Origin of the sequence: Sphingomonas trueperi (assembly GCF_011927635.1) — a bacterium.
GTDB classification, from domain to species: domain Bacteria; phylum Pseudomonadota; class Alphaproteobacteria; order Sphingomonadales; family Sphingomonadaceae; genus Sphingomonas; species Sphingomonas trueperi.
Map to the genome: position 1 here is coordinate 94,758 of NZ_JAATJB010000011.1, position 12,069 is coordinate 106,826.

Sequence of the window (12,069 nt, forward strand, 5' to 3'; positions counted from 1 at the left end):
GGATCGAAAGGGTGTCGCTGCCGAGGGTGCAGCCCACTCTGGAGACCACACCCATGTCCGATCTCTTCGAAGCGGCCGCCCAGGCTGAGCGCGAGGCCGTGCGCCTCCTTCTACCCCGTCTGCGCTCCGACGAGGCCATTCAGCGTCGTCACCTCAACGACGCGATGACCAAGGCCTTCGGCGGTTCTGATGCCGACGGTCGCTGGACACAACGCGCCAGCTTTGAACTCCTCGAGCATGCCCTTGCCATCCATCTTCAGTCGAGCGCCCAAAAAATTGCGGCGTTCGGCGACGTCCGCGCGCTGATCGACTTGTCCGATCGCCTGCCCACTCAGACGGTTCGCAGCGAGGATCAGATCGAATGGCAGCAATTCTCGACACCTGTCGACATCGCTGCGGTTATGACGCTTCTCGCCAACGTCCAGCCCGACGACATCGTGCTCGAGCCGAGCGCGGGTAACGGCCTATTGGTCGCGCAGCTCCGTCACGTCGAATCGCTCCATCTGAACGAGCTCGATCCGCTCCGCCGTGGCCGATTGAAGGCGGCTTTCCCCTCAGCATCGATCACCGGGCACGATGGTGCGACCATCAATTCCACCCTCGCAAGCGTCGATCGACCAACCCTCATCCTGATGAACCCGCCCTTTTCGAGGTCGGTCGGCCGCGGCGCCGACGACTATGCCGCAGTCCGTCATCTGCAAGCGGCGCTGCGCCGTCTTCAACCGGGCGGCCGGCTCGTTGCCATCATGCCCGATTGGTTTGGCCCGAGCGCACGCATGCGTGAGCAATATGAGACGATCCTGCGCGACGTGAGCGTCCTGGCGGCCGTCCGTCTCGAGAAGTGCTACCTGAAGCATGGGACTTCGATCGCCGTGCGGTTGTTTGTCATCGACAAGGTCCCCGGCCGGTCGCCCCCCGCGCTCATCCAGCGTTCGTCCGTTGCCGAGCTGCTCGATATCCTGATCATCCCCGAACGATCGTCGGCGAAGCCCGATCGCGGAGCGTCGGCGCCGAAGCGCTCAGGTGGAGTTTCGCTCTTCCGGGCCGTCAAAAGCAGCCGTCCGGCGCCCCGCGCCTACCATGCCCCGGCACGCAACCACGTGCTCCCCGTCGAATATGCGAAACTTGAGACGCCGGCGCCGCTGCTCGAGCAGAGCGGCGTCTATCTTCCATATCGACCGAGCCGTATCAGCTTCGCGAGCGCTGGCGAGCATCCAACGCCGCTCGTCGAATCTGTCGCCATGGGCTCGATCCCGGCGCCGGTCCCAGAGTATGTGCCGGCGCTGCCCGAGCGCACCGTCGCCGAGCGGCTGCTCTCCGCCTCCCAACTCGAGACGGTCGTCTACGCGGGGCATGCCTGGACCCAGTGGATCCCAGGCACTTTCAGACCCGACAAGGAGGGTGTCGGCCTCGTGCTGGCCGAAGACGGCCATTCCTATCGTAAGGGCTTCTTCCTGGGCGACGGCACGGGGGCGGGGAAGGGTCGTCAAATCGCGGCCTGCATCCTCGACAACTGGCTCCAGGGCCGCCGCCGCAACATCTGGGTCTCGAAGAATGCGCCGCTCCTCGAAGACGCGCGACGCGACTGGACGGCCCTTGGCGGCCTTAACGGCGACATTCAGCCCATCTCCAACTGGAAGATCGATGAGCCGATCAGCCTCGACCAGGGCGTGCTGTTCGTCAGCTATCCGACGCTGCGTTCGATGCGTGGTGACTACGGTCGCCTGAAGCAGCTGGTTGACTGGGCCGGGGCCGATTTTGACGGTGTCATCGCCTTCGACGAGGCCCACGAGATGGGCGGCGTTGCGGGTGGGGAGGGCGCTCTCGGCACCAAGGATGGATCCCAGCAGGGAATCTGCGGCGTGCTCCTCCAGAACCAATTGCCCGCGGCCCGCGTCCTCTATGCTTCAGCCACCGGCGCCTCTGTCGTCAACAACCTCGCTTATGCGGTCCGACTGGGGCTCTGGGGCCCAGGGACCGCCTTCCCCGACCGGGAGCAGTTCATCAGCAGCATCAGCAAAGGCGGGATCGCCGCGATGGAGCTGGTCGCGCGCGATCTCAAGGCCACCGGCCTCTACATGGCCCGCGCACTGAGCTTCGCAGGTGTCGAATATGACATTCTGCGCCATGAGCTGACCGCCGCGCAGATCGAGATCTACGACACCTATGCGGACGCGTGGTCGATCATTCACCAGAACTTGGAGAAGGCGCTCGAACTGACCGGCATCGTCGATGCGCTTGAGAACGCGACTTTGAACAGCGGCGCCAAGGCATCCGCGCGCTCGCGGTTCGAGTCCACGAAGCAGCGCTTTTTCGGACAGGTTCTGCTCTCCATGAAGCTCCCCACCGTCATCGCCGCGGTCCACGAGCATCTCGCCGCGGGGCAGTCAGTCGTGATGCAGCTCGTCACGACGGCCGAGTCCATTCTTGACCGGAGACTAGGCGCGCTCAGCCCCGACGACCGCGCGGACCTCGAGATCGACCTCTCGCCCCGGGAATATATGATCGACTATCTGGAGCGCGCTTTCCCGACCCGTCAGATGCGGATCTTCACCGACGAGACCGGCGCGCAGCGCTCGGTTCCGATGGAAGACGAGGCGGGCAACCCCGTCTACAATCCCGAGGCCGAAGCGGCGCGGGCCCAGCTCATCGAGAATCTCTGCGCCCTTCCGCCGATCATGTCGGCGCTGGAGGGCATCCTCGAGCATTTCGGTCACGATAATGTTGCGGAGGTGACCGGGCGCACGAAGCGCCTCGTCTCGACCGGCGATGGACGGCAGAAGCTCGAAAGTCGCTCGACCAGGACCAGTCAGGCCGAGGCCGCCGCGTTCATGCAGGGTCGCAAGCGGATCCTCGTCTTCTCCGATGCGGGCGGCACTGGGCGCTCCTATCACGCCTCTCGAGACGTCCCCAATCAGCAGCAGCGCGTTCATCTCCTGCTCGAACCCGGCTGGCGGGCCGATCGCGCGATTCAGGGCCTTGGCCGGACCCATCGCACCCATCAGGCGAGCACACCCCTGTTCAGGCCGGTGACGACCGACTGCAAGGGCGAGCTCCGTTTCACGAGCACGATCGCCCGCCGGCTCGACAGCCTGGGCGCGCTCACCCGCGGTCAACGCCAGACGGGTGGTCAGAACCTGTTCGATCCCGCCGACAATCTCGAAAGTGAATATGCCTGCGCGGCCCTGGTGAGCTGGTTTCATCTGCTCGTCGGAGGGAAGCTGACCAGCGTCTCCCATGCCGAGTTCGAGAAGCGCACCGGTCTCGAGCTCTGCGACAAGGACGGCGTCATGAAGGACGACCTCCCGCCGATCCAGCGGTGGCTCAACCGCATCCTGGCGCTGCCGATCGCGCTGCAGAACAAGATCTTCGACGAGTTCCTCGCACTCGTCGAGACGCGCGTATCGGCCGCGCGCGAGGCCGGACGGCTCGATGTCGGCGTTGAAACCATCCTGGTCGATACGGCGACCCTCATAGACGACACCGTGCTGCGCACCGACCCGGTCAGTGGCGCGACCTCTCATCTGCTCACGATCGAGATCGCTCGGCGGCGGACGCCGGTCTCCCTTGAGCGGGTCCTGCGCATCGCCGACAATGACGGCACCGCCGATTATCTGATGAACGCCAAGTCCGGGATGGTTGCGCTGCAGACCCGCGCCCGCGCCCTCATGGAGGAGAAGGAGGGCACACCGATCCCGCGGTTCGAACTCATCCGTCCCACGCGGCGCGAATATATGCGCGAGCAAGAGCTGTTCGAAAGCGCCTGGAGCCCCATCGATCGCCAGCTCTTCTCCGAGAAGTGGCTGGAAGAAGCACAGGAGGCGGCCAACAAAGTCGATACGGAAACGATCCGCCTTGCGACGGGCCTCCTTCTCCCGATCTGGTCCGCGCTTCCCAACGACCACCTCGTCGTCAATCGCATCGCGGACAAGGAGGGCAACAGTTGGCTCGGCCGCCTGGTGTTTGACGATCACGTCGTGCAGCTCTTCACGAAGCTCGGCCTGGACCGGACCGACAATCTCCCGCCCACCGACCTCGTGAAATCCGCGCTGACCGGCCGGAGCGTCGATCTGGCACGGCCGTTCCCGATGTGCATCAAGCGCTCCCTCGTGAACGGATCACCCCGGATCGAGCTGGTGGGTGCGCCGCCGGCGCAGCTCGCCTGGCTCAAGTCGATCGGATGCTTCACCGAGGTGATCCAGTACCGGACCAGGGTCTTCGTGCCGGTACCGACGGCAGCCGAGATCGTCGGGCGGATCGTCTCGGGCTCGCCCTGACCGGTCTTCCGGCGATGAGGACGGTCCGATCGGCACGCGCGCACGGCGTACTTCTAAGCGACCTCAGGCACGCCTGAGAGAGAGGGAGGGGGAGCTGGGGTGGTGTTCGGAAATACCCGAACGCCAGAAGGAGTTACCCCTGTGATCCAGACCATCAAGCTCAACAAGCTGCGCCTGTCTCCGATCAACGTGCGCACCGCCCCGGACGAGCAGCTCCAGATCGAACCCATGGCCGCGAGCATCGAGGCCAAGGGCGTGCTGCAGAACCTTCTCGTCACGCCCGCCAAGAAGCCGCGCGGCACCTTCGAAGTGTTCGACGGCGGCCGTCGCTGGCGTGCGTTGCGCCTCCTCGCCGAGCGTGGCACCATCTCCGAGACCGATTTCGATGTTCCGGTCATGGTGCTGACCGGCGACGATGCCGAGCTGTCCGAGACGTCGACCGCGACCAACTTCCACCAGCTCAAGATGACGCCGGCCGAGGAATGCCGCGCGTTCCAGCACTTCATCGGCACCACGGGCGATATCGACGCGGTCGCCAAACGCTTTGGCGTGACCCGCCGCTTCGTCGAGGGGCGGCTGCGCCTGGCCTCGCTTGCGGAGCCGATCTTCGAGGCGCTCAGCAAGGGTGCGATCACGCTCGACATCGCCAAGGCCTATGCGTCGACCGAGAACCAGGAGAAGCAGCTTCTGGTTTGGAACAGCTATCAGTCGAGCCACGTCACGGCCGACACCATCCGCCGCGTGATCGCCAACGAGACGCTGAAGGCGAGCGACCCGATCGCGGTGCTGGTCGGCGAGGCGCGGTATCGCGACGCCGGCGGCAAGATCGATGGGGATCTTTTCACCGACGGCAATGACCGCTGGGTCGATCCCGAAATCGCTCACCGCCTCGCCGGCGAGATCATGGAAGCCGAGGCCGCACGCATCGGCCAAGAGACCGGTCTTGCCTGGATCCGCCCGATCGCGAGCAACTACGCGCACAACGCGGCGCACGGACTCTATCGCGCGATCCTGCAGCAGCCTCCGCTCACCGACGAACAAGCCGCGCGCCTCGCGGAGATCGAGGAGCGCCGGTCCGTCATCGAGGCCGAGATGCAGGACGAGGAGCTCGACGACGAGGCGTTTAAGCTGCTCGACCAGGAGGACGATCGTCTGATCGCCGAGGCCGAGGCCATCGAGAACCGCGCGCCGGTCCTGCCGGAGGAAATGAAGGCTCATGTCGGCGCCTTCCTTCTCCTCACCCCGCAGGGCGAGATGCGGCTCGACAGCCAATATTACAGCGAGCAGGAGCTCGTCATCGACGAGCCCGGCGACGAGGACCACGACGACGGCGAGGACGGAGAGTCGACGCGCGGTGGCGCCCGCATCGGCGGCAATGCCTCGTCCGAGCCGAAGTACCGGCCCGAGGCCGTGGCGCCCGGCGGCAAGCCGCTCAGCGCCCGGCTCTACGACGAACTGGCGGTCCAGCGGCGCGACATTCTGGCGTCCTGCATCCTGGCGCAGCCGGCGCTCGCGCTCGACTATGCGCTGTTCGTCATGGTCGACGCCCGGACCAACTCGGCGTCCCGCTACCTCAGCTCCGTGAAGTACGGCACGACCATCCGGGCCAGCGCGCCGCAGGATCCCGCCTCTGGCGACATTCCGGGCTCGCGCGCGCGCGATTATCTGGCCGAGGCGAAGGACGGTCTCGACGCCGCCTGGACGGAGCACGAGTGCGAGGTTGCGCGGTTCGAGGCCTTTCGCGCGCTCGACGACGACACCAAGGCCAACTGGCTCGCCTACATCGTCGCGATGTCGCTCGAGGCGAAGCCGGGTTGGTCGAACGAGCAGATCAAGCTTCACAATCGGCTTGCATCGATCCTCGAGATCGACGTCGCGAGCTGGTGGCGGCCGACCTCGGAGAACTTCTTCGACCGCGTGAACAAGGGCAGCATCCTCACGCTGCTCACCGAAATCGGCGGGCCGGCGCTGACCGTCCGTCATACCTCGCTCAAGAAGACCGAAATATCGGAAAGCTGCCAGAAGCTCTTTGCGGGCGAGGCGATCGTCGAGCCGGAGGTCAAGGAGGCGGCACTCGCCTGGGTGCCTAACGCGATGCGCTTCCTCGACGCCGCCACCGAAGCGCCGGCTGACCCGACCGAGGCCGATGACGGCGAAGGCGAGGCCAATGAGGTCGAGCCTTCGGACGGGGAGGGCGAACCCAGCGCCGATCACGAGACGCTCGAACCCGCGGACGCCTGAAGCGCGCTCCATCTCCTGAGCGACAGACCGCCGGTGCTCCTTCGCGCCGGCGGTCTTCCCTTGCCCAAACCACGGGACCAACGGTCATGCGCAGCAAACAGAAGCCGAGCCGCGACGCCGCGGCCGAGATCACCGACCTCATCATCCGCAAGCTCGAAGAGGGCGTCGCACCCTGGAGCCGCCCCTGGCGGGTCACCGGCGCCGGCGGGCGACCGCTTCGGCATTGCGGCACGCCCTATACGGGGATCAATGTCCTCTACCTTTGGGCAATTGCCGATGTGCGCGGCTATCGGTCGCGCTACTGGATGACATACCGCCAGGCCGAGGCGCTGGGCGCCAACGTCCGCCGGGGCGAGCAAGGCTCGCTCTCGGTCTATTATTCGAGCTTCAAGAAAACGGAGTCCGACCCCGTCACCGGCGCGGAGACCGAGCGCAGCATCCGCTTCCTACGCCACTACATCGTCTTCAACGCCGACCAGATCGATGGCCTGCCGGCCTATTTCTATCCGGCTGACGAAGATCCTACGCCGGTCGATCCTTCGGCGCGCCAATCCGCGATCGACGCCTTCTTCGAGCCGATTCCTGCCGAGGTGCGGCACGGCGGCGACCGCGCCTATTTTCACCCCACGTTCGATTATATCCAGATGCCGCATCAGCGCTCGTTCAAGTCGATGGACCACTATGCCTCGACCCGAGCCCATGAAACCGTTCATTGGTCCGGAGGCACGGCGCGGCTCGCCCGGACATTCGGCAAGCGGTTCGGTGACCAAGCTTATAGTTTCGAGGAACTCGTGGCCGAGATCGGGAGTGGCCTCGTCTGCGCGCACCTCGGCCTGCCCAATGAACTCCACGACAATCATGCAAGCTATGTGGGCCATTGGCTCGGCATCCTGCGCGCCGACAAGACCGCGATCATTCACGCGGCATCCAAGGCCGAGCAGGCCTTCAATTATCTGTGCGGGTTTGCGGACGACCAGATCAGTCCGGCCGAGTCCGCGCCCCTCGAGGCCGTCGAGCCGCTGGCCGAAGCCGCCTGACCCCACTTCCTCTTCGCCAAGGAGACCAGCCATGGGATGGCTGACCATGCCGTTCGCCTCGATGGGCGGACATCCGACTGCCAAGGCCTATCTCGACGCGCAATTCACCTACACGCGCGATGTCGAGGGCGGGACGAAGGGACTGAGGATCCTCGCCTCGTCCTGCCCCAAGAACCGCACCTATTACGCCGCTGCCCAAGTCCTGACGAATGGCATCGGGGGCGAGATCTTCGCGATCGTCTGCAAGGTCCTCTGGAGCCCCAACAGCAAGACCGGCGAAAATTTCGGCTACAAAGACAGTGCGCCGTTGCGGCGCTGAAATGGAGTATCAGTGATGATGAGGTAAGTTGAGAATGCCTCTGCTCGCCGGACTAACCTCGGGCCTCACAAGGTCTGAAATCCCGAAAGGGACGGGGAACAATAGCATGTTCGGAAAAGGCCAGATGCGTCTTAGTCGCAAATGGAGGCGATGACGGTCAGGGCAAGGTGCGTATGGTGAAGGCTACACTGCTTAAATCCCAGTCTGCAGCAATCTATATAGCGATACTGGCGAAAGCGACTGTCACGCCAGGTCCGGATGATGACAGCGGTCTCATGTCTTGGCCGCCTGTTTCTCAGCCCATCCGGTGCGCCTCTCGTCGAGGGGTTTAGTGGACGAACGGGACACCTAACCGCGCCGCATCTCCATTCAGCGTAACTACGGGATGCCCTAAACAGGCGGCTTCTGCCGGCCTGCATGGGTACGGAGCCGCCATATTACTCAAATGCCCGGGGTAATGCCCGGGACATCGACCTCTTCGGAGGCGGCGGTGCAACTGTATAAGGTCTCGAGCGATCGGGCCGAAAGCGGGGAAGACCGGGGGAAGGGCGGCAGCTGTGATTCTTCAACCACCGATCATGGGGTGTGCTGATGCTGCCAGAAACTGTGAAAGGCCGGTTGGAGGCCATTCCGGCGCTCGTTGCGTCGGGCAAAAGGGTGAATGGACTCTATCGTCTGATGGGGTCTCGCCTCCTTTGGGAGGAGGGGCTCCAGAAGATCGGATCCAACAAGGGTGCGATGACGCCGGGTATTGACGGCGAGACCTTCGCGGACTTCGGACCGGAAGACCTCGACCCGATTATCGCCAGCGTGACGGCAGGGACCTATGATCCCAAACCAGTGCGTCGGGTGTTTATCCCGAAAGGCAAGGGCAAACGGCGTCCGCTGGGCATTCCCACGCGCGACGACCGCCTCGTTCAGGAAGTGGCGCGGCAACTGCTCGAACGGATCTATGAACCGGTGTTCTCGAACGCCTCCCATGGATTCCGGCCGGGCCGGTCGTGTCATACGGCGCTTGAACACGTCAAAGCCGTATGGACGGGGGTGAAATGGCTCGTAGATGTGGATGTCGCGGGGTTCTTCGAGAACATCGACCACGACATCCTCCTGCGGCTGTTGCGGAAAAGGATCGATGACGAGAAATTCATCGGCTTGATCGGCAGCATGCTTAAGGCGGGTGTTATGGAAGACCGGGTTCACACCCGGACCTACAGCGGCACTCCGCAGGGCGGTATCGTCTCTCCAATCTTGGCCAACATCTACCTCCATGAACTCGATATGTTCATGGCGGAACGGATCGCGGCTTTCGAGAGGGGGAAGGTCCGTGCCACGAACCCGGAATATGGGCGACTGGCTGGGCGCATCCAGAAACAACGGAAGCGCGTCACCATGCTGCGGGCCAAAGACAATGTCGACGAGGTGAAGGTTGCGGCCTCCTTGGCCAAAATCCAAACCTTACTGCCGCAAAAGCGGTCCATCCCGTCGAGAGACGCGATGGACCCCGGTTATCGCCGACTTCGTTACTGTCGCTACGCGGACGACTTCATGATTGGGGTTATCGGTAGCAAGGAGGATGCACGAAGCGTGTTCGCCGAAGTCAGGGCATTCCTGACCGAGGCGCTGGCGCTCACGGTGTCCGAGGAGAAAAGCGGTATCCGCAAGGCGAGCGATGGAGCCGCCTTCCTTGGATATGAGGTCCGCACATATACGACACGCCAACGGGTTGTCCGGAGCCGACAAGGTTCCGTCAGCTTCCTTCGTAGGCCGCCGTCGGAAGTGATGCAGCTGCATGTCCCTTGGGAGAAGGTCCACGCGTTCGCTTCTGCAAAAGGTTATGGTGATCTGTCGGTGTTGAAGCCGCGTCATCGTAGCCTGCTGCTCAGCTGCAGCGACGTTGAGATCGTCCTAGCTTACAACGCCGAATTGCGGGGTTTTGCGAACTACTATGCTCTCGCCAAGGATGTGAGCTTCAAGCTGAACAGGCTTGAGTTTCTCCAGCGGTGGAGCTTGTTCAAGACCTTGGCCAGCAAGCACAAAACCAATGTGCGAGCGGTCGTGGCCCGCATGAGGACGGGGCAGGAATTCACCATCGGCTACGACGTCGATGGCCAGCCCCGATCGGTCAAAGTCTGGAAACTGGCTCATCTGAAACGTGATCCGGCCACCTCGTCCAGGATTGATATCCAGCCTTGGACGCAGGTGTTCACCCACTCACGTACGGACTGGGTTGATCGTCAGAATGCCAAGCAATGCGAGGCTTGCGGTCGATCCGATGTTCCGTGTCAGGTGCACCATATCCGGGGGATGGCCGATGTTTCGCACCGCGGTTTTGTCGTGAGAATGAAGGTGGCACGCGCCCGCAGGACGGTGGTCCTGTGCGAGCAATGCCACTGGGATACTCACAGAGGCCGCCTGCCCGATCTACGGCAAAGTGATGGTTCGTCACAGTGGAGAGCCGCATGCGGTGAAAGCTGCACGTGCGGTTCGGCGGGGGGATCAGGGCTGACTCCATGAGCAGCACCAATCCTACCCGACTGACCGAAGCAATGGGACCATGCGAGGACCACTGCCCGCGGCACATACTCGATCTTCTCACCCCCACCGACCGGGAGCATGCCATCGACTGGCGACGGCGCTGCGCCGAGAATCTGAAGCGGCGGGCCCGCAAGCTCGAGGATGGCGATCGGATCAGGCTGGAGACGCCGCTCACCTTCAACGATGGTCACGTCGGCCAGGAGTTTGTTGTCGAGAAGCGCGGCCGCAAGCTGTGCTTCCGGAATCCTGAGACCGGGTGTCGTTACCGAATCAGCCGCTTCATGGATCGGCAGTGGCAAATTGTGCCGACCACCAAGGTCCACAAGACGATCTTTGCCTGAGCCGGTGAGCCGGTATCATGTCTTCCGAAGAGGAACCCCCATGTTTGCTCCCGACCCCGGCCTTTCGCCGAAGCGTCTGCTCCTGTGCAGTCGCGAGAATGCCCAGCGCGTCGCTACGCGCCTTTTTGACCTGCAGCCCGGCCGCGTCAGCATCGTGCGAACCGGCAATCCGCTGCAGCCTTTCCGCGTCTGCACCATGCCCTGCCGCGGCGAGCGTGTTGAAGTCGAGATGGTGTCCTGATGCGCCTCCTCGCACCCTCCCTTCTCGCGATGGTGATGCTCGGTCCGGCCGCGCCGAGCGGCGCACAGACGTTTGAAGCGCAGGCGCGCGCGCTCGACGGCGACACCGTTGCCGTCGACTTCCGATTGCTCGGCGTCGATTCCTTCGAGCGCCGACAGCTCTGCCAGCGCGCTTCCGGATGCTGGCCTTGCGGCAAGGCCGCCCAGGATCTCGCAGCGAACGCCCTGCGCTCGAGGACCGCGGTGATCCGCCTCACCGCTGCCAACTCTTACGGGCGACGTATCGCGACGGTGACGATGGCCGGCAAGGACCTCGGGGAACGCCTCATCCGCGCCGGTCTTGCCGTGCCCGAAATCCAGTATCTGAAGAACGACCCCGGTCGCGCTACCCGGTACCGGGCAGCGTTCGCGCAAGCGAAGGCGAGCAGGGCAGGGGCCTTCGCCGGCACATGGATCGAACCATCACGCTGGCGCCACGGGGAGCGTCTTCGCTGCGAGCGACGACCGGCCCCCTGACAATCAGGCCGACGGCATCGTCTCCGCCCACCAGGACGGACCCTGCTCGAATTCGCCATCGAGCTTCACCATCGGCCCATCAGGCGTATCGGCGACATAGGGATTGATGAGCGGCATCAGCGTGGTCTTCATCCGCTTCTGCTCTCCCGCGACGCGGCCCCTTCGTTCCAGAAGGTCCTCGAGCCACTCAAGATCGTCGAGCATGGCGACGACGCCGCGGCCCGCAAGGCAGAAGTAGATGCAGCGCTGGAAGTCGTCAGCACCATCGTTCGCGAGGATCGCTGCCAGCTTCAGCTTGCCACCGGGCACGCCTTCATGGACCCAGCTGACCGCCTCGCGCAGCTCACGGACGGAATAATAGGCGTCCTCGACGTCGATGCCGATCGCGGCGTTCGCGATCATCCTTCGCGTCGGTCGGTTGTCGGCATCCAGCGCCGCGTCCCGCAGCGTGATGTCGAGGTCGAACCGTTCTCTGAATCTGGCGGCCGCCATGGCAAATCTCCTGCGACCGGGAACGTAACGTGAACAATAGTTCCCGTCAACCGCGTCGTCTCCCCACCATT

8 protein-coding genes and 1 pseudogene are annotated in these 12,069 nt (G+C 63.9%); 8 read left to right on the plus strand and 1 reads right to left on the minus strand.

The annotated features are described in order from the left end of the window. Positions 1–53: 53 nt before the first annotated feature. The 8 genes and pseudogenes from GGR89_RS16055 (at position 54) to GGR89_RS16090 (ending at position 11,506) form a co-directional block, all read left to right on the plus strand. Entirely contained in the window at positions 54–4,277 is a 4,224-nt protein-coding gene (locus tag GGR89_RS16055; protein WP_066521743.1) for a strawberry notch-like NTP hydrolase domain-containing protein, read from the plus strand. Positions 4,278–4,418: 141 nt separating this feature from the next. Further along, complete coding sequence (locus GGR89_RS16060; RefSeq protein WP_066521745.1) at positions 4,419–6,518, plus strand: ParB/RepB/Spo0J family partition protein; 2,100 nt, start codon at positions 4,419–4,421, stop codon at positions 6,516–6,518. 86 nt (positions 6,519–6,604) lie between these two features. Beyond that, on the plus strand, positions 6,605–7,555 hold the full coding sequence (locus GGR89_RS16065; RefSeq protein WP_066521747.1) for an ArdC family protein: 951 nt from the start codon (positions 6,605–6,607) through the stop codon (positions 7,553–7,555). 31 nt (positions 7,556–7,586) lie between these two features. Further along, positions 7,587–7,853: pseudogene (locus tag GGR89_RS16070) on the plus strand (DUF6927 domain-containing protein); the annotation flags it as partial. Between the two features lie 612 nt (positions 7,854–8,465). Beyond that, positions 8,466–10,388: a reverse transcriptase domain-containing protein gene (locus GGR89_RS16075; protein WP_024018999.1), complete on the plus strand. Its 1,923-nt coding sequence runs from the start codon at positions 8,466–8,468 to the stop codon at positions 10,386–10,388. Then, positions 10,385–10,750 carry a DUF6927 domain-containing protein gene (locus GGR89_RS16080; protein WP_407695341.1) on the plus strand — a complete coding sequence of 122 codons (366 nt, stop codon included), beginning with the start codon at positions 10,385–10,387 and terminating at the stop codon, positions 10,748–10,750. Before GGR89_RS16075 ends, GGR89_RS16080 begins: the two co-directional genes overlap by 4 nt. Positions 10,751–10,790: 40 nt before the next feature. Continuing rightward, the gene (locus tag GGR89_RS16085; protein WP_042469284.1) at positions 10,791–10,991 is read left to right on the plus strand and encodes a hypothetical protein; all 201 of its coding nucleotides are present in this window, start codon (positions 10,791–10,793) and stop codon (positions 10,989–10,991) included. Then, positions 10,991–11,506, plus strand: a complete 516-nt coding sequence (locus tag GGR89_RS16090; protein ID WP_053003299.1) for a thermonuclease family protein — start codon at positions 10,991–10,993, stop codon at positions 11,504–11,506. Before GGR89_RS16085 ends, GGR89_RS16090 begins: the two co-directional genes overlap by 1 nt. 3 nt (positions 11,507–11,509) lie before the next feature. Here GGR89_RS16090 and GGR89_RS16095 read toward each other — a convergent pair whose 3' ends face one another. Next, positions 11,510–11,998 (minus strand): hypothetical protein, encoded by a 489-nt coding sequence (locus GGR89_RS16095; RefSeq protein ID WP_042469282.1) that lies wholly within the window; start codon positions 11,996–11,998, stop codon positions 11,510–11,512. Positions 11,999–12,069: the final 71 nt, after the last annotated feature.